The following is a 25,490-nucleotide window of genomic DNA, read 5'->3' on the forward strand; positions in this document are numbered from 1 at the left end:
GCCTCTACACCTTTTGCCAGATTTTTATTTTCTTTCCATAATATCTGGCAAGCTCCCTTGCCAGATTCCGTCTGTCAGCTTTGGAATAAATGATGAATCCTCTTTTTGAATCACTGATGATTTTCGTTCGGCCACCATCTCTATGATCAAAAACGATTTCTTTCTGACTGGAGGAAGACGGAACGGTTTCCAGTAATTTAGCAAGGACGATGGGTTTTTTACCATTTGGACACGCTACTTGAAGTCTGGTGATAAATGGCTCTATAAAGTCTTTAGAGTGGTGGGAGCCTTTTATAAAGGAGGGGGGAGAATATTGCCCCCTCATGAGATCATCACGTGCACATTTATATTCTTCCGGGTTTCCGATATCTCTCCAATAGGCACTTGTTTTGAAGACATAGACTTCCTCATTGTTCGTAAGCAGTTGAGGAATGAAATCCTGACCGAAATCCCTCGCTCCTAAGTGAGCATAGCGATCAAGCAGTCTTGGATCTAACATATATACCCCGGTGTTCACCTCATTTCCTACCCACTCTTCCGGCTTTTCAATAAAATTAACCAATTTCCGATTTTCGTCTGTATGACAAATCCCATATTCTTTTGGATTCTCTACTTCTTTTGAGACCACGGTCATTACCGCTCTTTTCTCATAATGGAATTCAATGACTTTATCTATTGGAATATTCGTGAATGCATCTCCACTTAACACCAGGAACGGTTCACGAAGTCTGTGCCTGGCGAGGAAGACCCCTCCTGCTGTTCCAAGGGGTGATTTTTCCTCCAGATAGGTAATGTTTACATTGAACCGTTTCCCATCACCAAAATAGTCTTTAATCGTTTCGCCTTTGTAACAGGTGGTGATGAGAATATCTTTAATTCCATATGACCTGAGGAGGTTGATGCTGTATTCCAGAATTGGCTTATTCAGAATCGGAACCATCGGCTTTGCAATCGACATTGTATAGGGTCTTAACCGCTTGCCTTCTCCACCTGCCAATATCACGGCCTTCATCTTTTTATGCCTTCTACTTTTGATTGAAGAAGCACATCATCGTATACGTGGATGGTTTGTTCAGCGATCCGGTCCCAACTAAACATGGATTGAGCCATTTTGAAACCGAGATTCCCTAATTGCTCCGATTTTGAAGGATTTTCAATTAATGAGACCAATTGTCCATAAAGGCTTTGTTCATGATTGGGCTCAAATAATAAGCCAGTTTGTTCATGTTTCACGATTGATTTAAGTCCTCCTGTATTGGATGCGACCACCCCTTTACGGAAAGCCATCGCCTCCAGGGCAACAATACCGAATGGCTCATAAAGGCTAGGGAAAATAACCGCTAAACAATTTTTCAAATAATCATTCCGCTCCCTATCAGAAATGTATCCGATGAAGGACACACAATCACCTAGGTCTTCATGGGCTACCATTTGACGATAATGCTCTAACATCGGGCCTTTTCCTGCTATGATAAACGAGATGTTGAATCCTTCTCTCTTTAACTGTGAGGCTACCCTGATAATCGTGTCGAACCCTTTCTCATGAACCATCCGTCCGATTGAAAAGAAATACGGAGTGGATGGCTGTACAAAGCTATAAGGAGAGGATTGATCGAGCTTCTCCAATTCCACCCCATTTGGTATCACAGCGACTGGTGCTTCGATAGTAAATAGGCTCTTGATCTCCTCTTTCATATGTTCACTGCACACAATAAGATGGTCGGATGCACGAATGAGAAGTTGCTCCTCCCGGTGAATCTTGTGTTGCAAATCTGTGTAAATCCCCTGATTCCGTCCATGTTCCGTTGCATGAATGGTCGTTATGAGAGGAATCGAATAATACTCTTTCAGTTTCATTGCTGAAGTGGACACAATCCAATCATGGGCATGAATATGAGTGATTCTTTCATCTTTTAAGAGATCATGAGCGTAATGAATGAACGCCTGATTTAAATCAAATACCCATGTGAAGAAGTCTTCTTCATAGGGATGCAGGGGATGCACACGGTGAATCGTAACCCCTTCCATTTTCTCAAGTGACAGGGCATCATTTGCTTTTGTCGTAAGAACGTGCACCTGTTTCCCTTTTTTCACAAGATTATTAGCCAGGTCATACACATGCCTCGAGAGTCCCCCCACGATATTCGGCGGGTATTCCCACGAGAGGACCAGAACGGAATCCTGTTTCACTGCTTTCTCTTCTACATTGCCTGCGAAGAGCTTTTCAAGGATTTCATCAGATGGGAATGGAACGACCCTTTTACGATGAAGGAATAAATGTTCATCAACCTTACTCCCCGTTACCATATCAAGTAAGCTGTCAAAGTGAATAGTCGTCAAGCCAGACTCAATATTCGTCCCTTCCATGCTCGCGACCCATTCCCGCATTAGTTGATGTGCGACCTCTGTCTGTTCTGCAGAAGAATACAGATCGTCAAGTTTCTCTTCCATACGATGAATGATCCGGATATTCTTCATGGCCGGGTCAGATAGAATCGGGCTCTGCTTCTCCATCCTAAGATAACCAAAACCTACTCTGGAAAGAGCGGTAGAAGATTCCACCTTCTCCTCTAATGAGTGGGTGATCTCTCCATTCATCCATTCACCGTAGCTAGAATGATCCTCGATGAAAACAACGGAGAGTGAATGAACGTTCTCTTCTAATGCTCCGATTCTTCCTTCTGAAACCGGTATTAACTTTAACCCCCTGGGTGTTCTTATGACACCGCTATCCCTCTCTTTTTCACTATGTTCATACGAGAAGGAGGAAATAAAGGTGAATTCAATTCCTTGCTTAGTAAGGTATAAGTCAATTCCAGGAACATATGCTGCCCGCGGTAACCAAAAAAACTTCGGAATCATTTGGAAATACTGCTTATACAACAACGTACTCATGCGCACCTGTGATTCAATCGCCCTCGGAGTCCTGTAATGTGTCAGTGGAAATGAGCTTACAGTCGTAGGAATGACGGTAGCTTTACCTTCTACCACCAGACTCTTATAGGCTTGTACGAAATTCATGTCATGGGTCGACCACTGAGAATAGATCAGCTGCCATTTACTCTTTTCATGCGGCTCTGCTTGTAGAAGATTGGATTGAATGATTGAGTGGGCTTTCTCCTTAAACTCTTCACTCATAAAAAGGGAGAAGAGGGTAGGATTCATCACGACAGGTATCGCGGATGCTCCGTTACGCTGCAGAAGATCTAATAATGCACTATTTTCGAGAAGGATGGATGTCAGTAGATCTTCTCTTTCGTTACATTGTGAAAAAGCCATTTCGTTAAATTGTGGATATATCATCACTGCCGAAAGTCCTTTCATGCCTTTTCCTCCTGATTCATTACATAATACGAATAGGTGCTCACATGCTCCACCCATTTCGGTTCTTTAATTAATCCTTGCTCATATTCAAATAACTCTTTCATACTATGATACTCCTGATGATGGGACGTTCTTGGGGTATGTAGTACATTGGAGCGTGTGAATGCAACAAAGTCACCGGACGGTAAGCGCAATCCAATTTCCATACAGTAGCTTCTGTTTTCCTTTAGACCATTTACAAACCAATCACTCTCTGTATGGGGAACATATGAATCTGAATATGAGTGATGATTATGCCCGTTAAAGGACATCGATGTAATATCATATAAACGAAGGACAAAAGATTGAGGGTCATCATTCATTTTAAAATGGCTTTTCACATGGCGAATCCATTCTTGTGTAATATTCCAATAGCAATAGATTCTGGATGACGTAGAGAACATGATTGATAATTCAGTGGCACGCGGGTTTTTCGCACGGGGCTTAGGCATCTTTCTTCCAAAGGAAGCTCTTCCTACTCGTTTTTTCGGTACTTCCGGCTCAATCACTTCTACAGGGGCACCCACATTTACAGTAGGATTCCCCTGAGCCTTCTGATACTTCACCCATTGATATTGAACTTTCCCAACGGTCGTGTTCAGCTCTTTGGCAATTTTCCTGAATGACACTCCTTGTTCTTTTAACCGAATGATTTCTGTGATCAAAACAATTCCTCCTAAAGAGTAACCAAATATTATATAATTTCAATCTAAAAATTATGACAATTATCTATGAATTCATCGTAACACCCTATTCAAAAACCTACAATAAACGCATTTTGTCGTATCTTGTTAAACGTGGTGATAGTGGGGTTTATCATGCATTTTTTTTTCAAATTATTATGCTGAAATGATATTAAAGCGATTACATTACCAGAACGACAAGATTCTTTCATAATTGCCCAGTGACATTCGACAAAATATTGGTTCTTTCCACAAATTTATCCTTCCATCATATAGAGATAAGCCATTATCTATGCTATAACTAAAGGAGAATAATACTGCATGAGGTGATATAGTGGATTTACTATTCATTGGATTAGTAAGCTTCTCTATCCTATTACTAGTCATTTCGTTTTTCCAACGGGATCGGTATCGTGATATTGAAAAAGACATGGAAGAATTGTCAATGAATGTTCTTCAGGAGCATTATCAGTTGAAGAAGAGAATACGGGTACTGGAAGAAGAGCTGATGGTGGATGGTGACTTCCCATTAAAAAGAACAGCCCCAGTCAGGAAACCTATTCATGAGGTCGTGAAAAATCAAGTCATTGCGTTATATCAACAAGGTATACCTGTCGAACAAATCGCAAAACAATCCGCACTTTCTAAAACAGAAGTTCAGCAACTCATTTCGAAGCTGTAACAAAACATAAGAAAAGCTGTCCCGAAAAAGGACAGCTTTTTTTGGTAGTGTCTATTCATTCAAGTCGTAACGACGACCCTTCACTAGATAGAATACACCTTCTGCAATGTTTGTTGAATGATCCGCAGCTCTTTCAAGATAACGGCAGATGAATGAGAGCTGAGTAATCTGAGCCGTGAATTCAGGCTTTTCTTTATTGAGAGTCAGAAGCTCTACAATCGTTTCACCATATAAGTCATCCACCTTATCATCCATATCAGCGATTCTCTTTGCTTTCGCCACATCTTCTTCGACAAATGACTCTAATGTAAGCTGAATCATTTCAGATGTGATGGCATGCATTTCTTTAATATGATGAATCGGTTTAATCAGAGGTTCATTACCAATACGGATCGTTGATTTCGCTACATTCACAGCGAAATCTGCGATTCTTTCCAAGTCTGAAGCAATTTTGATCGCAACGATGATTCTTCTTAAATCAGTTGCCACTGGCTGTTGCTTAGCTATAGTCAGAATGGCTAAATCATTGATTTCCTCTTCCAGATCATCGGCTTTTTGGTCGCCTTCGATAATGGCAAGCGCCGTATCAACATCCTTCTCTTCTAACGCCACAATACTTCTCTCAAGTGCAATCTTTGCAATATTCCCCAAATCCATTAGTTTGGTTTGCAACTCTTTTAAATTCGCATCAAATTGTCCTCTTACTGCCATGTTTATGCCCCTTCCTATTTCAACACTTTATCTTCTCAATAGTAGGAATTAAACACCTATTGGCATTTATCCTTCTTCTAATGTGAATTAACCGAAACGACCGGAGATATAGTCTTCTGTACGCTTATCAGATGGAGTAGAGAAAATTTTATCTGTTTTGTCAAATTCAACTACTTCCCCGTTCAGGAAGAAGGCTGTGCGATCAGAAATACGTGCAGCCTGTTGCATATTATGAGTAACAATAATAATACTGTATTCTGTTTTTAACTCTTGAACCAGTTCTTCAATCTTTAATGTAGAAATCGGATCAAGAGCAGAAGTAGGTTCATCCATTAGAATGACATCCGGCTCAATGGCAAGACATCTTGCTATACAGATACGCTGCTGCTGTCCACCTGATAGTCCATATGCATTTTGATTCAGACGATCTTTCACTTCATCCCAAATTGCTGCACCGCGTAAGCTTTTTTCAACAATTTCATCCAGCATTTTTTTGTTTTTGATTCCGTGAATGCGTGGTCCATATGCAATGTTATCGTAAATCGATTTCGGAAAAGGATTTGGCTTTTGGAATACCATTCCTACTTTTGTACGCAATTCCTCAACGCGGTATTTACTGTCAAAAATGTTGCGATCGCGATAGATGATATCACCAGAAGTCTTTACGCTTGGAATCAATTCGATCATTCGGTTTAATGTTTTGATATACGTTGACTTACCACACCCTGAAGGTCCAATAATTGCCGTAACTTCATTTTCCATGATATCCAGGTCGATATTCTTTAACGCATGATTCGTACCATACCATAAGTTCAATTGTTTCGTTTGATATACCGCTTCTTTTGTTTCTTTAAGATTAACCATGTTACTTTCTTTTGATTTGATCGTTTGCATTTCGAAAGCCTCCTTCATCCAATAAAAAACCAATTAATAACTTATTAATATCTCTTCTGAAACTTATTACGAATTAACACTGCAATCGAGTTCATTATTAGTAGTAGGCCCAACAGGATGATGATTCCTGCAGCTGCCACATCATGGAAATCTGCTTGTGGTCGTCTTGTCCAATCGTAAATTTGCATTGGAAGTGCTGTGAATGTATCCAAGATGGAACCTGGTGTAAATAATAATATCGTTGGTACACCGATAACGACGAGGGGCGCTGTTTCTCCGATTGCACGGGAAAACGCTAAAATGCTTCCTGTCAATATCCCGGGTATTGCAGCTGGTAATACGACTCTTGTAATGGTCTGCCACTTTGTAGCACCCATCCCATACGAAGCGTCCCTTAGCTCTCTTGGTACCGAACGGATCGCTTCCTGTGCCGCAACAATAATGACAGGAAGTATGAGCAAACTCATCGTCAAACCGGCTGCCAGTACACTTTGACCAAGGGCAAATGCCCGGGCAAAGATCGTTAAACCCAAAAGACCAAATACCACGGAAGGAACACCTGCAAGGTTTGAAATATTCACTTTGATAAATTTATTGATTTTGTTTTGTTTAGCATATTCTTCTAAATAAATGGCCGTCCCCACTGCTAATATGAATGAGACAATGACAACAACCAACATCAGCCAGATCGTACCCATAAAGGCGGCATAAATCCCTGCTTTTTCAGGGAATCTCGATCCCACATTTTGTAAGAATTGCAAATCCAAGTATCCAATTCCTTGAGTGAATACCCGATATAATAATACAGATAATATGACTAAGCCAAATAAAGTCGCCATTAAGAAAAGCCCTTTAAAGACGCTATTCACCATTAGTCTGGAGGACATCTTTTTCAAGACATTTTCCTGATTGATATACTTCATGATTAATACTCCTCTCTGAATCGCTTAGAGATGTATTGAGCAAGCAGGTTCATACCTAGTGTGAATAAGAATAGTGTGAAACCTACTGCATAAATACTATAGTAAATCGTCGTTCCATATCCTGCATCTCCTGTGCTTACCTGAACGATGTACGAAGTCATCGTTTGGATGGAATCAGTAACATTCCAAGAAAGGTTTGGAGAAGCACCTGCAGCAACCGTTACAATCATGGTCTCTCCAATTGCACGGGAGATGGCAAGAACAATCGATGCAACAATGCCTGATACAGCAGCGGGTAAGACAACCTTAAGTGCAACTTCTAATTTAGTTGCCCCTAATGCCTGTGCACCTTCACGTATGGAATTCGGAACAGACGACATCGCGTCTTCAGATAGGGAAGCAATCATGGGAATAATCATGATCCCAACTACAATTCCAGGACTTAATGCATTAAATATACTCAATTCAGGTATAAAGGACTCCAATACAGGAGTAACAAATGTTAGAGCAAAGAATCCAAATACGATTGTTGGGATCCCTGCTAATACCTCTAATATCGGTTTGATGAATCTTCTTGAACGATCTGTTGCATACTCACTCAAATAAATGGCGGAAGCAAGTCCTATCGGTACTGCTACCACTACAGCTATTCCGGTAATCTTCAATGTTCCTGAGATTAAAGGAAGGATTCCGTAACTTGGATTCTGATTAGAAAATGGAAACCATTCTGTTCCTGTTATGAAATCAAATACGGATACCCTTGTGAAAAATGTAAATGTTTCAAAGATAAGAGTAAATACGATACCTATGGTTGTTAATACTGAGACCCCGGCTATTGCAAACAAGATCCATGGGATAGACTTTTCAACAGAGCGATTCAAGCTTTTCCCACTATTTTTTGATATCATCTCTGCAACAGAATATGATGATTCTTTTGAATTTGAAGCCATAAAATGCAAACCCCTTTCATCCACATGACAAGATGAGAAGCAAGTAATCGCTTCTCATCTCTTCATTTTGACTTTAACAACGATTAAAACTTATTTAAGACCTTCTAATTTTTCAGTAGCTTCTTTAATTTTATCTTCTGGAAGACTTACATAGCCAACTGCTTCTGCCATTTCAGCAGAGTTTTCCAGAGTGAATTTCATGAAATCATATACAGCTTCATTATCTTTAACAGAAGAGTTTTTAGCATATACGAACAATGGACGTGATAGTGGAGTGTATTCCCCGCTCTCGATTGTTTCGTTATTCGGCTCGACTCCGCCGATTTTAACCGCTTTAAGTTCTTCTTTATTTGCAAGGTAATAAGCATAACCGAAGAATCCGATCGCGTTTTTATCACCCGTCACACCTTGTACAAGAACGTTATCATCTTCAGAAAGCTGAATGTTTTGTTTAACCATATCTTTTTCTTCTAAGATTGCTTCGTTGAAATAATCATATGTTCCTGAGTCAGTACCAGGAGAATAGAATTTCACTTCTTCATCCGGCCATTCAGGATTGATATCAGACCATTTCTTTGTCTTTCCATCTTCAACCCAAAGCTTTTGAAGATCCTCGACTGTCATATCTTTTGCCCAGTCATTTTCTTTATTAACAACGATTGTAAGACCATCTTTAGCAACTTCGAATTCAGTGAAATCTATACCAGCTTCTTCCAGCTTTTGCTTTTCTTCGTCTTTAATTGGACGGGAAGCGTTTGAAAGATCAGTTTCACCTGCGATGAATTTTTCAAATCCACCACCAGAACCGGATACACCAATCGATACTTTTACATCAGGTTGTGTAGCTGCATACTCTTCGTTAACAGCTTCCATGATGGGAGCTACAGTCGATGAACCATCCATTTTTACACTGCCGGATAGTTGTTCTCCTGAACCATTCTCTGCTCCACCTTGAGCACCACATGCTCCTAATACAAGAGCTGATCCGATCATTGCTGACATTGCCAGATACTTAAAGCTTTTCATTCCTAAATTCCCCCTAAGAAACTTGGTTGTTTTGTCCTACGAGTAATAGATTAATAGATGAGTGTTAATGAGGTTTTAACCGTTTGTAAAGGTTTTGTAAATTCGACATTATTCTTCACCTTCAGACCCTTCACAGAACTTGAAGAACCTCATGAAATCCTTATTAAACATAGTATTAGACATACTTTTGCAAATTATGTAGTTCGCTTAAAAAACATCAAATATTTATAAGATTTAACCCTGATTCCCGTTTTCATTCTAAAAATGTTCTTTTGATCTTGAGTCAAAAGACTTAACACCATAAGAAAAAAGCTGATTTCCAGAAATACATTTCGTGGAAATCAGCTAAAGTTTGCTTAGTTATTCTGTTCTCTTTCTTCTTGCATTTGTTCTTCTGCCTCTTCAGCGTTTTCTACTTCCTTGTTAACTGAAGTAGGGTCCTTCACTTCTTCTGCACGTTTCTTCTTCAGTTCAAAGTACTTATCCATCACTCGTTTGGAGATGTATTTATTCACGTAAGGATCGGCCACTCCACTTCCTTGGATATGTGAAGCGGGAACCATTGTGGCATAAGCCACTTCCGGATTATCGAATGGAGCATAACCGATAAGGGTCGTATTATAGTTCAGCTCTCCATCCACATATGTCTCAGCGGTACCCGATTTACCCGCCGCATTATACGGTGCATCCTTAAATTGATCATACGCCGTTCCATCAGGGGAGTGGTACACCCGGTAGAAACCTTTTTGGACGTGCTCGATTTGGGCTTGTGTAGCTCCAATACGATTCAGCACATTCGTCTCTTTTTCAAACAGAATCGGTCCCAGGCTTTCCTGATCGTTTGTTGGCTCTCTTATTTCTTTCATGATATGTGGTTCCACACGATATCCATCATTAGCAATCGTAGAGATATACTGAGCTAATTGCATCGTTGTATACGTATCAAACTGACCGATCGCTAAATCAAGCAAGAAACCTGGAGTGGTGTCGTTACCTGTAAGTCCGGAAGACTCACCTGGCAGATCGATACCTGTTGGCACACCTAATCCAAATTGGGCATAATGATTACGTAGAATGTCGAATGCCTGTGGATTATTAATCATGGTTTCGTTCGGAATATATTCTCTTCCCGCAATTCTAAATGCAATTTTCCACATATAGGAGTTCGAAGATTTCTCAAGGGCGAACAAGTCCGACATCGGTATTCTTCCCGATCGATTAAACCATGAAGTTTTTGGTCGATCATTACCAATTTTTATTGGTTCATCTACCAGCACTTCACCAGGAGTCAAGTTCCCTGTCATGTATCCTGTTAAAACAGTGGCTCCCTTAACAACTGATCCAACTTCATAAGAAGACGTAAAGGTTCCTAACGCAGCATCCTTCATTTCGTACTTGCCTGTTTCGGAGTTCTTCACATACTGTTTTCCGGCCATGGCTAATATTTCCCCGGTACTCGGGTCAATCATGACCACGTAAGCACGATCCAGGTTAGGAGACTCACCGCGATTCACAATCTGTTTTCGTAATTCTTCTTCTATAATCTTTTCGACTTCACGTTGAAGCTCCATATCGATTGTCAGTACGATATCTTTTCCCCGTTGACCTTCTTGTACGAGTACAGATTCCAACACGCTACCGCCTTTAGTGACGTTTTTGATTTGTTCCTTTTGACCTTGCAGGACATCTTCATATTCTAATTCAACGTAACTCTTCCCTACACGATCATTCCGGTTGTAGTCTTTAGCTAAATAGGAATCTACCAGGTTCTTCGGCAAACCTTCTCTTGAGGAAGATACGTTCCCAAGAATCGTCCTCAACGTATCATCAAATACGTAGGATCGCTTCCAGTCTGTAGTGGTATTGATACCGGGAAGTTCGCTTAGATGTTCACTGACGACGGCGAATTCTTCCGGGGTGACCCCTTCGTTCTTCACAACTTGCGGATTTAATGCGTATCCGCTGGAGAACTCACGATAAATCGCAATGATTTCTAAATCTTTTTCAGTCAGTGACGCTAACTCATCCTCTGAGATCCGATCCAGTCTCATTTGGTACACTTTCGCGTTCACATCGTCTTCAGATAAATCTTCATTGTTTTGAAGCTTTTTTATTTCTTGTTCTGACACTTTTTTATCTGCTTGTTCTTTATTATTTAACAACCAATAATCTTTCTTGTCTCTTTCCGTCACTTCTTTTGTATCTTTTTCAATGTACTCAGAAAGCTTGGAGGCAACCTCCATCATCTCTTCGATCTTGGTGTTGTTAGCACGTGTGTACGTAATCGCATTCAGCGGAACATTATCCACGATCACATTACCATAACGGTCATACATTTTCCCTCGTGGCACACCTGTATTGACGACAACATCCTCTGTTCTCTCTACTTCCTTCTTGTAGCTTTCCCCGTTCACTATTTGAACGAGTCCCAGTCTAAGAACCAGAAGAGAAAACAATAAGAACACGGCAAAAAACAGCAGATTCATCCGAACGGGAACATGCGTCTTTCTTTTTCTCCTATTTCTTTTCAATCTTTCCAACCCTTCCTCTATGTAAAAATATCTTTATATCGTTACCATCCCTTCTTATTTTATAGAAAAATACAAGGATAATCTAGACATAAGCAAAGAGAGGAAATCTTTGCCTCTCTTTGCTTTAATATCCTATATGGGCAAGTCCACTTTTCGCACGAAGAAATAAATGAGGGTATGACCCGCTCCAAGCATTAGTAAAAGGATGGGGATACTCTCTTCGTGATTGAAAAATGTGACGGCAACTATAAAGGCTGTGACTGATACAATCCTTCCCAGATTCAAGAAAATTTCCCTCACGACAATATACTCAATTCTCATTTCAGCGGCGTTCCAGCCCGTTCCGATCACATCATATGTCATGGAAATATAGGGTACCAGGAGTATGGGGTACGCAATGGCGATCACCCCGGCATAGAGCAATAACTTCGTGTAAGTGACATCAAAAACAATCAAGAATATTGCCAGGTACAGAAGGATTCCACCTAATAAAATGGCCTTTTTCCGAAACTTTTTTTTAATCACCCTGGATGCAATGTAATAGCCAACGAATGCGATCCCTGAGTTAATGAGTCCGAATGTACCAATGGCAAACTCACTTCCCGTGCTGATGAACACAAACACAGAAATAATGAAGATAAACGTTCCTTCCCTCAATCCCTGGAAGAAGTGGGCGTTCGTAATGTGCCGCCAATTATCATTGTTTTTCCTTTCTTCCAGAATTCTGAGGAATAGATATCTTCCGGAGGCAGGTCGCCTTTTAAGAAAGAAGCTCATAAGGACGGCGATAGCAAATAGCAGGAGAGATAGACCGAACACAATGGTATATCCTTTAAATGAAGTAAACCTGGAAATGATGAAACCTGCGAGGATCGGTCCGATCATTCCTCCAGCTGACGTTAACGTACCGAGGAAACCATTGAAGAAATCTCTCGTTTCAGGTTCCGTGATTTCAAAGGTCAGCACATTAAACGCTAACCAGTAGAAGCCATAACCTATCCCGAGCAACGCCCCCAATACAACCAGAAAATTTTCAGCCGACTCCCCGAACGCCAATACAGATATGTAAAATAGAGCCAAAAAAATAACCCCGAAGCGTAACACAATCACCCGGTCTACTTTCTTTGCCAATCTTCCAGCTAATATAAACGTTATTGGCTGAAAGATCACCACGGTTAAATTATAGATACCTAAGTCAATGAATTCACCTGACTGCTTCCACAAGTAGATGTTTACGAATGTGTTTGAGAGCGCAATACTCAATGAATATAATCCACCGATCAACAGCAACAGAGTAAGATCTTTCGTTAAATCAATATCGCCTAATAACTTTTTATATCTACTCATTTGAAAAACTCCCCTTTAACGTACCCCTATCTTTTGAAAAAGGGAGGAAAGTTATACAAAAAAAAGAGAGGTTCTTAAAAGAACCTCTCTCCTCTACAAGTAAAATTATTTAGCAGCTGAATAACGCTTAGCTACTTCATCCCAGTTTACAACGTTCCAGAACGCACCGATGTAATCAGGGCGACGGTTTTGATAATTCAGGTAGTAAGCATGCTCCCAAACATCAAGACCTAAAACTGGTGTTTTGCCTTCCATTAGAGGGCTATCCTGGTTTGGTGTGCTTGTTACTTCTAATTCACCGTTGTTTACCACAAGCCAAGCCCAACCTGAGCCAAAGCGAGTAGCAGCAGCGTTAGCGAACTCTTCTTTGAATGAATCGAAGCTTCCGAACTTGGAAGAAATAGCATCTGCCAACTCTCCAGATGGAGCGCCTCCACCATTCGGGGATAATACTGTCCAGAATAGAGAGTGGTTAGCGTGGCCGCCACCATTGTTGCGTACTGCAGTACGAGCACCTTCAGGAACAGCGTCTAAGTTAGAAACAAGATCTTCAATGGATTTGCTTAGTAAATCATCGTGACCTTGAAGTGCATCATTTACTTTCGTAACATATGCATTATGGTGTTTCGTGTGGTGAATGTTCATTGTGTCCTTGTCGATATGAGGTTCTAATGCATCATATGCGTAAGGTAATTGCGGTAATTCGTAAGCCATTATAAATTCCTCCCTATGTATAGTTTCCTGAACAATGAATTCAGGCCGTTTCAGTATAAGATTACCAAAACTACTATATCTGTTCAAATATTTTGCCTTCTATTTCTCACTTTTCTCATACAAGAATAAAATTCCCTATATTTTCATTACTAGTCATAAGAATATATTTCCCCTTCAAATAACAAAAAAGAAATATACAGCCATGACAATCTGGATGATTCCTTTTGTCACGACACTGGAGATGAATCCAACGACGGATCCAACACCTACTTTTACGGCGGTCTTTAGATTGGATCTATGCACGACCCATTCACCGATGATCGCACCCAAAAACGGGCCAATCAGAATCCCGATGACAGGAATGACGAAAGGTCCGACAAGCAAACCGATCGTACTTCCCCATATTCCCGCTTTTGTACCACCAAATTTCTTTACCCCTATGAGGTTCGCCATGTAATCAGCACCGAAAAGAAGAATCACAAACAGGACCTGCACACTCCAGAATAACCAGCTAAAGGGTTCAAAACTGAAAAACACGCCGTATAAAATAAAGCTTCCAATCAGAAATAGGACACTCGGCAAGATCGGATAGATTAATCCCACAAAGGCTAAAATCATTAATACGATGATAATACCCCAATAAAAAATTTCCATCTTTTAACACCTCTCATTCAGTATAAAAAAAACTGACCCATTTGACAAATATCAAATGGGTCAGCACTTGTATTACTCTACTTCTAAAACCGCTTCGGCAATATTGACTGCATGATCACCGATACGTTCTAGGTTACTGACGATATCAACAAACACGATTCCTGCTTGTCCCGAACATTTTCCTTCGTTCATACGCAGAATATGCTGTTTGCGAAGCTTTCTTTCCATTTTATCGATCTGATCTTCTTTTTCAGCTACTTCCCTTGCGATATCAGTATCGTTCAAGTCTAAAGATTTCAAGGCTTTTTCCACTGTTTCAATTGTTAGACTAAACATTACTTCAAGGTCGTTCATTGCATCATCTGTAATCTTAACCTTGTTGGTTTGTTGGTATTCAATCAGTTCAACGATATTCTCAAAGTGATCTCCTACACGTTCGATGTCGCGAACGGTATCCATCAATATAGAGTGTCTTTCTGATTCATTTTCAGATAATGAAGCTGAAGATAAATCTACCAAATAATTTGTGATTTTCTTATCAAGATTGTTAATGGCTCCTTCAATTTGATAAGCTGCTTCAGCATTCTTAGAGCTCTTTGACTTTAAGAATTCATTGGTTTCTTCTAATCCCTTAACAGCGAATTTACCCATGCGAAGGACTTCTTCCTTAGCTTGTCCTAAAGCGATAGAAGGTGATTGTTCAATAAACATTGGATCTAGATGTTTAGAGTTATAATCAACAAGTGAATCCTGTCCAGGGATCAATTTCGTTACGATCACTGCTAATAGAGCGATGAAAGGGAACTGGATAATCGTATTCGTTATATTAAATGAGCCGTGAGCAAAAGCGATTGTCATCGGTTCATTCAGGTTAAATGAAGATTGTAAAAACAGAACAAACTTAGTGAAAAATGGCAATATGATTAAAAAGATTGTTGAGCCAATCAGATTAAAGAGTACATGGACTGCTGCAGCTCGTCTTGCAGCAACTGAAGCACCCAAAGCTGCCAGAACTGCCGTAATGGTCGTTCCAATATTATCCCCAAATAAAATAGGAAGTGCTGCCTGGATGTCCACTAAATCTGAACTGTATAGCTCTTGTAAGATACCGATAGTTGCAGATGAACTTTGTACAATTACAGTAAATAGAGTTCCAATCACTACTCCAAGAATTGGGTTTGTACTCATGCTTACAGTTAGGTCATGAAAGGCTTCAAGTGAACGCAGAGGCTTCATTCCTCCACCCATTAATTCCAATCCATAGAATAATGCACCGAAACCAAAAATCATCTGGCCAAAATTGTGTACTTTTTTATTCTTAAAGAAGAATAACATAATTGTTCCCACTGCAATGATTGGTAATGCGTATTCACCGATATCGATCCCGATGATAAACGCTGTTACCGTTGTACCGATATTCGCACCCATGATAACACCGATTGCTTGTCTGAGCGTCATGAAGCCTGCACTTACCAGCCCGACCACGATAACCGTCGTACCACTGCTGGATTGAATCAAAACCGTTACAAAGATACCTGCAAGCACACCCATGAATGGGTTGGTCGTGAACTTATCAAGAATTTCTTTCAATCGTTCACCGGCAGACTTTTGAAGTCCGTCCCCCATATACTTTATCCCGAAGAGGAAAATCCCTAGTCCTCCAAAGAACTGAAACAACATCTCTTGCCAATTTAATTCCATTTTTTCAACCCCTACTTAAATTTTCGACATTAAACAACAAAAACCCCATATCATTTTTAATATATAATTGAGCAAAGGTAAATACTTTTTACTCCAAATTTACAATAGGTTAATAAAACTCGTCTTTTATTACAATTATGTTACAAAATATAATTATTACAGATTGTTCATATTCTCCATACTTGATGAAGAAGAAAGACAAGCATAAAATAGAAAGGGTATGCACGAAAGGAGAAAAGTTTAAATGAATGTATTTCAACAATTGTATAAAAGTATCTATTCCCCAAAAGACATTGCAACATTCCGCTTTCAGGGAATCGGCAAGACGATCCGTTACATATTCTTACTGGCACTAATTTCTATTTTACCAGTGGCTTTACAGTTTATATCGTTTGCAACCAGTGCCATTGACAATGTAAGAGAATCAGTGGAATCTGAATTTCCACCCTTTACAATCGAAAATGGTTCGTTATCTTCCGATCAAGCAGAACCGATTACATTAGAAAAGGAAGGCATCACTATCATCTTTGACAGTACAGGCGAACTCAAGGAAGAAAAACTTGACGCAAACGATGATACGATAGCCTTTTTGGAAAAGAGTTTCGTAGTCATCAATCAAGGAAATGTTCAATCTTCTTCCTATAGTTTATTTGGAGATACGGCTCTTACAAAGGATGGCTTAATCGAACTATTGGATTCGTTAATAGATATGAAATGGATTCTCCTTCCCGTAGCGTTATTCTTTCTTTACTTATTCACTTCCGGAATGACGTTCTTGAAGATCACCCTCTTCGCCATAATCGGTGTTACGTTTGCCAATGTTCTTAAACGAAATGTTAACTACCGGCAAAGCTTTCGGATGACCGCCTATTCCGCGACGGTTTCCACCTTATTTTTTACCCTAATGGAAATGCTGCAAACCTATATTCCTGCAGCCCCGATATTGGATTGGTTTGTAATCACCGTCATTCTTTACTTAGTCGTGAAAGAGATTCCTCAAAAGAGGATCCGGGCATAATAAGAATCCCTGTCTCACCCGGAGACAGGGATTTCCCTTTTACACCATTTTTATAAGGACCATTCGGCTTCATCCCTATAACTTGAATTGCCTGCTTAATTCCTTTAGTTGGTTAGAAGCATTCAATAGCTTTTCTCCTACTTCATGGGTATTCCTTACCTTTTCGTGTTGCTCTTTAAAGGCAGCAAGCATTTGCTCCGTTCCCGCTAACGTTTCTTGTGACACGGAAGAAAATGCCTCTGTTGATGATTCCACCTTTGGAAGAGATATTTCTAAGTAGCCCAAATCCGCCTTCATATTTTGCAGATCCCTGCTGACACCATCTATTTCATTTTTCAACAGATCAAACGATTCTCGTGTCTCAGTAGCTTCTGATACGTAGTACTGAAATTCTTTGAAAAATTGATCGAATTGCCTGGAAGCATTCAACGTGATTGACTCCATAGTATGAATGGTTTCCCTAATATTCTTCGTAGCATCTGATGATTGATCTGCAAGTTTTTTTACTTCATTGGCGACAACCGCAAATCCACGACCGGATTCACCCGCCCGTGCGGCTTCAATCGTGGCATTGAGGGCAAGCAGTTTCGTTTGTTCAGCAATTTGATTAATCAATGAGATAACAGAGACGATGGAGGATGATTGATCATGGACATCTTGAATGATCTTATTCATATGCTTGAAGTCGCCGGATACCCTGTTCAACCCCACTACCATTTTATCAACCTTGTACTCCCCGTCACCCGCTGATTCGTTCATATCCTTTGTTTTCTGGAAGACGGAATTCATTTTCATAAATATGGATTTTACAGTGATATTCATTTCTTGGAAGTGGTTGACACTTACTTCAGAAGTACCCGCCGTCTGTTCTGCCCCCTCTTTCACCATTCTCACAGTTTCTACCATATACTCATTTTCTTTCAATAGTTCAGATGAAGAGGATTGAAGCTTTGTCCCTGTAGAAGATAAACTGTCTGTTGTTTGATGAATATTATGTATTAAGTCTTTCATTTTCAATACCATCGAATCAAAACTTTTTTGAAGGGAAACAATTTCGGGCAGCGTCGTTTCCACGGGGACGTTTGCTGAAAGATCCCCATCTCTTATTTTTTTCATCGACTCTCGCAATTTTGCGATTGGGGAGGTTAACCGGTTCACCAATAATAGGATAATGATAAAGGCAACCCCTACGCTTAGACCAATCATAACCATTGTATAAGCAGCCATTGATCGAATGTCCTGCATATACTCTTCCTGAGGAACAACAATCACGTATTCACCTTGCAGCTCCTGAATCGAATGAAATGCTAACGTATAGGCCTCACCCTTGATGGTGGTTTGAATGGTCCCTTTTTCAAGATTTTCAATTCGATCAATAAGGGGTTTCTCAAATTGTAATTCAGAACGTTGACTTACTGAAAAAGGGACTGCTTTCGAATCTTTGACAAAAAAGAATTGTGCTTCTATATTATCTTGGATGAGTGCAGAATCCTGCTTCATAATCACATCGTCCAGTTTTTTTTCAAACTGTTCCTGTTTCCCAACATAAAGGAGCATCATGCTTTGTGCTATATCACTCATCGATGTCACTTCACGGTCCAATCGCTGTTCCATTAAATGGATCGTTGCCTGTTTGGACTTTATATAGGATATCCCCCCAATCGCTGAGCCTGTAATGGCAACCAGGAGTAAAATGACAATCAATAATCGATTCTTTAATGATAACTTGGTAAAAGGAACGTTCATTTTCACCTTATTAATCCTCCAAAGCCATTCTCGTTTGAACTTTAGTATTTTCGACAAAATTATACACCCTTCCCTAATCATTCCATATTTCATTTTCTCAAAGAAAGATGAAGGAAATGTAAAGCTGGAGTAAAGGTTTATTGAATTTTAGGACGAAAGACCCCCTCCCTTCGTTTGGCTATCGACAGAAAGAGAATCATGCTTAGTAGAGAAAAAGCAAATGTAATCATATACATTTCCATCACATTCTCTTTCCATAAGCTGTATGCAATAGGTCCGAGTGCAACTCCTCCGAACCTCACAGCACCATAAATACTGACAATGAGTCCCCTTTCATGCTCCGATACACTCCCCGTAATAAAGGTATTGATGACTGGCAGCATCAAGCCTAATCCACCAAAGCTTACCGTTATAAAGAACATAAGAGAACCAAGCGATGAAAAAAAGATCAGAAAGCCTAATGGGACCGACATCATTAACAACCCACATTTCATATACGTCCATCCCAGTTCCTCATCCGTCTTTAACCTCCTCCCACACCAGTAAGAGCTAATGGTCATCGCTCCAAGTGGAAAGATAAATGTAAATCCTTTGAAAAAGCCGTCAATATGAAAAGTATTTTCAATATGGTAGGAAAGGAAGAAGAGAATGCCGAATAATAAAAATAAGCCTATCCCTCCAATCGCATAAAGTGGAAATAATAAACGTCCCTTTGAAATAAGGATGGAGTACAGGTTCTTTTTATCAGCCTTGTGATCATCTTCTTTTGTTTCAATCGTTTTTCTGAGACCTATTAAAATCACCAAGCACAATACAGGAAACACCCAAAATGCATGATTCCAATGGACAAGGATAGCCAGTGTGGCACCAGTAAGGGGTGCGACGACCTTGCCTATCCCATTAAACACTTCTAGCGAGCCTAACATCCTTGAGCGTTCCTGTCCCTGAAAGATGTCACCGATCAAGGCCATGGCCAGTGGTGTCGTTCCAGCGGCCCCCACACCTTGTAAACCTCGGCCAATCATGAAGAGTTTAACAGTTTCATTTACTTCTCCGCTCACAACACATAGGACACTTCCCAGAATCATGATCCATAGAGAAACAATGATTAATCGTTTACGACCAAAGCGATCAGACAACATTCCCACAAACGGAATCACCACTGCTGCAGGTATGGTGAATGAGCTTAAGATAAAACCGGACCAACTGCTATTCAAATGTAGATCCGCTTCAATACTCGGGAGAATGGGAATAAGCATAGAATTTCCCAGTACCATTAGTATGGGCAGTAATCCGATTACCAGTTGGAGAAGCTTATTCGTCTTTTTCGTCATGATTCGTAACCCCTTCATAATCAGATTCATTCTAAAATACCGGGAGGAAAGTATATATGAAAAGAATGGCTATTTTCTTTGGTATTATCATTCTTCTTTATAGTGTCTATTATGATTTAAATGAGGGAACCTTAAGGCTGCTTTATAAGGAATCCACTGTCGCAACAGCCCAGCCTCAGGTTAATCAGGCATCTCCAACCGCGTCCCAGGAAACTCCTGAGGAAGATCCCTCATCCATACCTTATGTGGAAATGGAGATCAAGCCCGGTGATACAGTCTTAAGTCTTGTAGAAGATCTTCTTGATGGTTCTATACCTGTTCCCATCGAACGTGTGATTACCGATTTCGAAGAATTAAATGATGTGCCGCCTGCAAAGATCCAAATCGGGAAAACCTACAAAATCCCAAATTATCAATAATCCAAGCATTCAAAATACACCTATTTCTTGTCATTTCACACAAAACACTGTTACAATAGCTTCGTATTACTTATAATGAAACTTTGAGAACCTTTCTAAAGGAGCGAATTACACTTGAGTGAAATTATACATCGTTCAAAAACACGTCCGGTCAAAGTCGGAGATTTAACTATTGGCGGTAACAATGAACTTGTTATCCAGAGTATGACCACTACAAAGACACATGATGTTGAAGCAACGGTTAAAGAGATTCACCGTCTCGAAGAAGCAGGTTGTCAGGTTGTCCGCGTAGCTTGTCCAGATGAACGTGCTGCAGACGCGATAGCTGATATTAAGAAACAGATCAATATTCCACTTGTTGTCGATATACATTTTGACTATAAACTAGCCTTAAAAGCCATTGAAGGCGGAGCCGATAAAATTCGGATCAATCCAGGAAATATCGGTCGCCGTGAAAAAGTGGAGGCCGTTGTCAAAGCAGCGAAAGAAAAAGGGATTCCAATTCGAATCGGGGTAAATGCCGGAAGCTTGGAAAGAAAAATCCTTGAAAAGTATGGATACCCAACGGCTGACGGTATGGTAGAAAGTGCCCTTCATCACATCAAGATTCTGGAAGATCTCGATTTTCATGACATAATCGTTTCCATGAAGGCATCTGATGTGAACTTGGCCATTGAAGCATACACGAAAGCGGCTAAAGCATTTGATTACCCTCTTCACCTTGGAATCACTGAATCGGGTACATTGTTTGCAGGAACTGTAAAGAGTGCAGCAGGTCTGGGGGCAATTCTGAGTCTTGGCATTGGTAATACACTGCGCATTTCCTTAAGTGCTGACCCTGTTGAAGAAGTGAAAGTAGCCAGAGAACTATTAAAGTCGTTTGGATTAGCTTCAAATGCTGCTACCTTAATTTCGTGTCCGACATGCGGCCGTATCGAAATCGACTTAATTTCAATAGCGAATGAAGTGGAAGAATACATCTCCACCATTAAAGCACCAATCAAAGTGGCTGTCCTGGGATGTGCAGTAAATGGACCAGGTGAAGCCAGAGAAGCCGATATAGGTATCGCCGGTGCTCGTGGTGAAGGACTATTATTCCGAAAAGGAAAGACTGTCCGGAAAGTTCCTGAAGAGACGATGGTTGAGGAATTAAAGAAAGAAATCGACAAGATTGCAGAAGAATATTTTGCACAGCAAGAAGCAGAAAAGAATGAACAAGAAGTTTAAATGCATGTAAAGTAAAGAGGACTGATCTCGATCAGCCCTCTTTTTTTCATTCTTGAAACGCTCCCAATTTCAAGAAAAAGTGTTATTTTTAAAAGAACGGCAGTACAAATAATCCAATAATTATTGATACGGCCCCAATTCCGATTGCCCAGGCACCGAGCATTTCTGCTCCTCTTCTTCTTGCCACAAATCCAAGAACAATTCCCGCAGCTCCCATGATTACCGGGAGAATAAATAAGGAAAGAATGGATAGAGCAAGTGCAGAGTATCCCAATACACGACCTGATGTTGTCGTATCTCGGGCGGTATCCTCTTCAAAGTCGCGGCTTACACTCATTGGAGCAGCAATTTCCGCTGCTGTTTCTTCACGGTATTCTTTACTCACATCTGTTTCCGGATTGTCGTAATACACGTCGATATCTTGTAGATTTCGATCAACGCTGTTTAATTCGCGTCGTTCATCATTCATACAGCAATCCCTCACTTTCTGTGTTTGGGAGCCTTCTTATTGTGTGTCACTTCACTATATTTACTATGCTAATGTTTGTCATTTTTGTTAGCTTACTTTCACTTTTCAAACCATTGCTTTTGAAAGGCTGCTTTTCCCAAAGTTTGTTGCTATCTTAAGAAAGAAAGTAGTAGTTGATTTCCGCTCCAGGATGCTCGCTTTCCGCGGGGCTGGCGGTGAGCCTCCTCAGCTGCGCCTCCGGGGTCTCACCTGTCCAGCTATTCCCGCAGGAGTCGATCATCCTTCCGCTCCAATCAACTTTCTGAGCATGAATCCTTAATCGAAAACAATTAAAACAAGCTTTTTAGCAAACAATCTCATTTAAGGTAAGTAGAGATTGATCTTCCTTTTAAGGAAAAGAAATATTTTTTCTTGTTACATTGTTTTCTTACACAACTTGAAGCTCTGTCATGAAAATCCTGTTAAAGATGGTGAGGGGAACTGCGCAGACTCCTGCGGAAGTACGGGCGTGCCGAGACCCCGGAAGCGAAGCTGAGGAGGCTTGGCCACACGCTAGCTGCAAGCGAAGCAGTTCCCCTCACCATCCAGCACACACTAATGGACAGAGCCAAATCAGATACTATGTTAAAAGACAACAATCTTTACGAAAAGAGTCTATTGAAAACATCGTTTATCTACTGGTCAGAAATGTGATAAACTTGAAGGAGTTTTTATAAAGAGGAGCATGATAAAGAATGAAACGTTTTGGAATAGATATTGATGGGACAGTTACGTCACCTGAATCTTTACTGCCTCACATAAATGATTATTTTAAGTTGAATTTAACCTTACAAGACATCACCCAATATGAACTGACAGAAGTTCTGAATATTTCACCTCAAACTTTCGGGAAATGGTTTAAGGAAGCAGAACCAACCATTTACAAAGAATCTCCCCTTGCTCCCGGCGCGAAGAAAATATTGGATCAATGGAAAGAAATACATGAGCTTTATTTTATAAGTGCAAGAAGATCCGATCTCATCCAATTAACGAAAGAATGGTTTAATTCACAAGATTTGATGTATCATCACATCGAATTAATTGGCTCACATGACAAAATTTCAACAGCAAAAAAACATGGTGTCGATATTTTCTTTGAAGATAAACATGATAATGCTGTAGCGATTTCTGAAGAACTATCGATTCCCGTTCTATTATTTAACACACCATACAATCAAAAACCGATCCCTGATGGAGTCATTCGCGTAAACGACTGGCAGGAAGCGAACTCCTGGGTTCAAACCTGGCTTCAAAATGAATCATAGGAAAAAGCCTCTAATCGTAAGAGGCTTTTTCCATTATTTATTGAATAAATTTTTAAATTGCTCCACCCGTTTCCGATTCACTTTAAAATCATAATATCCGAGACGTGAACCTGACTTGATATGTAGAAGGTTGGTGCTTTCATCAATATAGAGTTCCAGGTCATCTTTGAATTTCAACCACTTTGATGTGAAAACCGCATGTACATAATGTGACTTTTCTTCTTTGATCTCTACATGATCGAACTTGCTTAGGGTGTTGCGGATTCTCATCTTCGTATCTTCTGTGTTGTCACTGATGGGAAGTGGTGCTATTCGATGATATGATGTGAGATCAATTGTGCTCACACAGTTTTTTTTATTCGTTGGGCAGTGCGTAAAAGGGGCTGTTTCCATGGCTGCATCTCCTCTCCTTTCCTTCTCTATAATTGCATTTTTTCCCTCTTTTACCTTCACTTAAACTCTGGACATTCCAGCAAAAGAAAAAAGAGAGACCCGAAAAGGATCTCTCTACTGACATTGAGGACATTTACCATATATTTCAAATTTGTGGCCGGATATATCATACCCTGTATCTGTTAAATTTTCTTTTAATGTTTCCATGGGACATGTGTGAATTTCTTTCGTTTTTCCACAATCCATACAAATGAAGTGATGATGATGGTGATGACTTTCGCATGTAAATCGAAAATGTCTTTCGCCTGAGAGTTCAGTCTCTTCCAAGATCTCAAGTTCAACAAACAAGCTCAAATTACGGTAAATTGTATCAAAACTGAGCCCAGGGTAATCAGCCTTCATGTTTTCTAATACATCCCTGGCCGTCAAATATTTATTCGAGCTGGAAAAAAGTTCAAGTAATTGCTCCCGTTTTCCCGTATGCTTATATCCTTTTGATTTTAACAGGTCCATTGCTTCCGTTACATTCATTTCCTACACCTCAACTTTAGAAGAATGACTCGACGTTCTTATTTTTTTCATCACAATTGTAATGAGAAGGATTAAAATAGCCGTCATGACAATCGTACCACCTGGTGCAAGATTCAAATAGAACGCACTGATCAATCCAACAATAACAGAAACTTCACCGAATAACAGTGAAAACCCAATCGTTTGCTTAAATCCATTGGCAATCCTGATACTTGCAGCAACCGGTAATGTCATAAGAGACGAAACCAGCAGGATCCCGACGATGCGCATGGAAGCGGCAATCACTAGAGCCACCATGACCATAAAGATAAAGTGAATCGCCTTAGCGGGGATACCTGACGCCTTTGCATGATCTTCATCAAAGGATAAAAGAAACAATTCCTTATACAGCAAGATAATCACGCCGATGACAAGGACGCTGATTCCCCCAATAAGATACAAATCCCCTCTGCTGACTGCGCTGACACTTCCAAACAAATAACTAAATAAATCTGTATTAAAACCGTCTGCCAGAGAAATGAAGATGACCCCTATCCCGATTCCGCCAGATAGGATGATCGGAATCGCAAGCTCCTGATAATGCTTATATAACATACGCAAACGCTCAATGAACAAGGAACCCATGACAGAGAATACCATTCCAAAGTAGAGTGGATTCAATCCCGAAAAAGCAGGCATTGTTTTACTTACATACAGGCTCGCTGCAATACCTGACAGAGTGACGTGACTCAAGGCATCCGCAATTAAAGAGAGCCTCCTTACAACGATGAATGCTCCTAATAAGGGGGCGATGATTCCAATGAGTATCCCCGTCAGAAATGCATTTTGTAGAAATTCATATTGAAAAATAGCTTGAAGCATTGTCTTCCC

Annotated in this window: 24 protein-coding genes; 5 read left to right on the top strand and 19 right to left on the bottom strand. The window is 40.2% G+C overall.

The genetic code is table 11. The annotated features are described in order from the left end of the window. Positions 1-4: 4 nt before the first annotated feature. Genes ACIFOD_RS00645 through ACIFOD_RS00655 form a run of 3 tightly spaced genes read right to left on the bottom strand, consistent with a single transcriptional unit; the run spans position 5 to position 4,028 of the window. Entirely contained in the window at positions 5-1,012 is a 1,008-nt protein-coding gene (locus tag ACIFOD_RS00645; protein WP_397552188.1) for an NDP-sugar synthase, read from the bottom strand. Further along, positions 1,009-3,324 carry a glycosyltransferase gene (locus tag ACIFOD_RS00650; RefSeq protein WP_430313126.1) on the bottom strand — a complete coding sequence of 772 codons (2,316 nt, stop codon included), beginning with the start codon at positions 3,322-3,324 and terminating at the stop codon, positions 1,009-1,011. The genes ACIFOD_RS00645 and ACIFOD_RS00650 overlap by 4 nt, the downstream gene beginning before the upstream one ends. Then, positions 3,321-4,028: a DUF4912 domain-containing protein gene (locus ACIFOD_RS00655; RefSeq protein ID WP_430313127.1), complete on the bottom strand. Its 708-nt coding sequence runs from the start codon at positions 4,026-4,028 to the stop codon at positions 3,321-3,323. The genes ACIFOD_RS00650 and ACIFOD_RS00655 overlap by 4 nt, the downstream gene beginning before the upstream one ends. Before the next feature lie 352 nt (positions 4,029-4,380). Here ACIFOD_RS00655 and ACIFOD_RS00660 point away from each other — a divergent pair, with 352 nt between their 5' ends. Then, entirely contained in the window at positions 4,381-4,728 is a 348-nt protein-coding gene (locus tag ACIFOD_RS00660; protein WP_430313128.1) for a helix-turn-helix domain-containing protein, read from the top strand. Between the two features lie 51 nt (positions 4,729-4,779). Here ACIFOD_RS00660 and phoU read toward each other — a convergent pair whose 3' ends face one another. The 10 genes from phoU to ACIFOD_RS00710 all read right to left on the bottom strand — a co-directional run bounded on the left by phoU (position 4,780) and on the right by ACIFOD_RS00710 (position 16,179). Then, positions 4,780-5,439 (bottom strand): phosphate signaling complex protein PhoU, encoded by a 660-nt coding sequence (gene phoU / locus ACIFOD_RS00665; RefSeq protein ID WP_187443284.1) that lies wholly within the window; start codon positions 5,437-5,439, stop codon positions 4,780-4,782. Between the two features lie 87 nt (positions 5,440-5,526). After that, on the bottom strand, positions 5,527-6,333 hold the full coding sequence (gene pstB / locus ACIFOD_RS00670) for a phosphate ABC transporter ATP-binding protein PstB (protein WP_397552184.1): 807 nt from the start codon (positions 6,331-6,333) through the stop codon (positions 5,527-5,529). A gap of 44 nt (positions 6,334-6,377) precedes the next feature. Beyond that, positions 6,378-7,256: a phosphate ABC transporter permease PstA gene (gene pstA / locus ACIFOD_RS00675; RefSeq protein ID WP_430313129.1), complete on the bottom strand. Its 879-nt coding sequence runs from the start codon at positions 7,254-7,256 to the stop codon at positions 6,378-6,380. Between the two features lie 2 nt (positions 7,257-7,258). Continuing rightward, a complete protein-coding gene (pstC, locus tag ACIFOD_RS00680) occupies positions 7,259-8,164 on the bottom strand; it encodes a phosphate ABC transporter permease subunit PstC (protein WP_397552211.1) in 906 nt (301 codons plus the stop codon). 132 nt (positions 8,165-8,296) lie between these two features. Further along, positions 8,297-9,232, bottom strand: a complete 936-nt coding sequence (locus tag ACIFOD_RS00685) for a PstS family phosphate ABC transporter substrate-binding protein (RefSeq protein WP_430313130.1) — start codon at positions 9,230-9,232, stop codon at positions 8,297-8,299. Between the two features lie 356 nt (positions 9,233-9,588). Next, positions 9,589-11,718 carry a peptidoglycan D,D-transpeptidase FtsI family protein gene (locus ACIFOD_RS00690; RefSeq protein WP_430313131.1) on the bottom strand — a complete coding sequence of 710 codons (2,130 nt, stop codon included), beginning with the start codon at positions 11,716-11,718 and terminating at the stop codon, positions 9,589-9,591. A gap of 177 nt (positions 11,719-11,895) precedes the next feature. Beyond that, the gene (locus tag ACIFOD_RS00695) at positions 11,896-13,110 is read right to left on the bottom strand and encodes an MFS transporter (protein WP_397552181.1); all 1,215 of its coding nucleotides are present in this window, start codon (positions 13,108-13,110) and stop codon (positions 11,896-11,898) included. A 105-nt stretch (positions 13,111-13,215) separates the two neighbouring features. Beyond that, the gene (locus tag ACIFOD_RS00700; RefSeq protein WP_044339644.1) at positions 13,216-13,824 is read right to left on the bottom strand and encodes a superoxide dismutase; all 609 of its coding nucleotides are present in this window, start codon (positions 13,822-13,824) and stop codon (positions 13,216-13,218) included. Positions 13,825-13,998: 174 nt separating this feature from the next. Then, on the bottom strand, positions 13,999-14,478 hold the full coding sequence (locus ACIFOD_RS00705) for a DUF456 domain-containing protein (protein ID WP_430313133.1): 480 nt from the start codon (positions 14,476-14,478) through the stop codon (positions 13,999-14,001). A gap of 72 nt (positions 14,479-14,550) precedes the next feature. Next, entirely contained in the window at positions 14,551-16,179 is a 1,629-nt protein-coding gene (locus ACIFOD_RS00710) for a Na/Pi cotransporter family protein (protein ID WP_397552180.1), read from the bottom strand. 244 nt (positions 16,180-16,423) lie between these two features. Between ACIFOD_RS00710 and ACIFOD_RS00715 the strand changes: the two genes are divergently transcribed. Continuing rightward, on the top strand, positions 16,424-17,197 hold the full coding sequence (locus tag ACIFOD_RS00715) for a DUF1189 domain-containing protein (protein ID WP_397552179.1): 774 nt from the start codon (positions 16,424-16,426) through the stop codon (positions 17,195-17,197). 75 nt (positions 17,198-17,272) lie between these two features. Here ACIFOD_RS00715 and ACIFOD_RS00720 read toward each other — a convergent pair whose 3' ends face one another. Continuing rightward, positions 17,273-18,943: a methyl-accepting chemotaxis protein gene (locus ACIFOD_RS00720; RefSeq protein WP_430313250.1), complete on the bottom strand. Its 1,671-nt coding sequence runs from the start codon at positions 18,941-18,943 to the stop codon at positions 17,273-17,275. A 137-nt stretch (positions 18,944-19,080) separates the two neighbouring features. Continuing rightward, on the bottom strand, positions 19,081-20,277 hold the full coding sequence (locus tag ACIFOD_RS00725; RefSeq protein ID WP_430313135.1) for an MFS transporter: 1,197 nt from the start codon (positions 20,275-20,277) through the stop codon (positions 19,081-19,083). Positions 20,278-20,333: 56 nt separating this feature from the next. Here ACIFOD_RS00725 and ACIFOD_RS00730 point away from each other — a divergent pair, with 56 nt between their 5' ends. Together ACIFOD_RS00730 and ispG are read left to right on the top strand one after the other, a co-directional pair. Beyond that, complete coding sequence (locus tag ACIFOD_RS00730) at positions 20,334-20,696, top strand: hypothetical protein (protein WP_430313136.1); 363 nt, start codon at positions 20,334-20,336, stop codon at positions 20,694-20,696. A gap of 123 nt (positions 20,697-20,819) precedes the next feature. Further along, positions 20,820-21,923 (top strand): flavodoxin-dependent (E)-4-hydroxy-3-methylbut-2-enyl-diphosphate synthase, encoded by a 1,104-nt coding sequence (ispG, locus tag ACIFOD_RS00735; protein WP_324748471.1) that lies wholly within the window; start codon positions 20,820-20,822, stop codon positions 21,921-21,923. 88 nt (positions 21,924-22,011) lie between these two features. Here ispG and ACIFOD_RS00740 read toward each other — a convergent pair whose 3' ends face one another. Further along, positions 22,012-22,392 (bottom strand): DUF4190 domain-containing protein, encoded by a 381-nt coding sequence (locus ACIFOD_RS00740; protein WP_113970527.1) that lies wholly within the window; start codon positions 22,390-22,392, stop codon positions 22,012-22,014. Positions 22,393-23,126: 734 nt separating this feature from the next. On the opposite strand from ACIFOD_RS00740, the gene ACIFOD_RS00745 reads away from it, so the two are divergent. Beyond that, positions 23,127-23,696, top strand: a complete 570-nt coding sequence (locus ACIFOD_RS00745; RefSeq protein ID WP_397552174.1) for a hypothetical protein — start codon at positions 23,127-23,129, stop codon at positions 23,694-23,696. A gap of 33 nt (positions 23,697-23,729) precedes the next feature. On the opposite strand, the gene ACIFOD_RS00750 is transcribed toward ACIFOD_RS00745, so the two are convergent. From ACIFOD_RS00750 to ACIFOD_RS00760, 3 genes are all read right to left on the bottom strand, one after another. Next, positions 23,730-24,089 (bottom strand): DUF1499 domain-containing protein, encoded by a 360-nt coding sequence (locus ACIFOD_RS00750; RefSeq protein ID WP_430313137.1) that lies wholly within the window; start codon positions 24,087-24,089, stop codon positions 23,730-23,732. 114 nt (positions 24,090-24,203) lie between these two features. After that, a complete protein-coding gene (locus ACIFOD_RS00755; protein WP_113970596.1) occupies positions 24,204-24,620 on the bottom strand; it encodes a Fur family transcriptional regulator in 417 nt (138 codons plus the stop codon). A 3-nt stretch (positions 24,621-24,623) separates the two neighbouring features. Beyond that, complete coding sequence (locus tag ACIFOD_RS00760) at positions 24,624-25,481, bottom strand: metal ABC transporter permease (protein WP_430313138.1); 858 nt, start codon at positions 25,479-25,481, stop codon at positions 24,624-24,626. Positions 25,482-25,490: the final 9 nt, after the last annotated feature.

It is taken from the genome of Rossellomorea sp. NRS-1567 (assembly GCF_050467885.1).
Taxonomy (GTDB): Bacteria; Bacillota; Bacilli; order Bacillales; family Bacillaceae_B; genus Rossellomorea; species Rossellomorea aquimaris_C.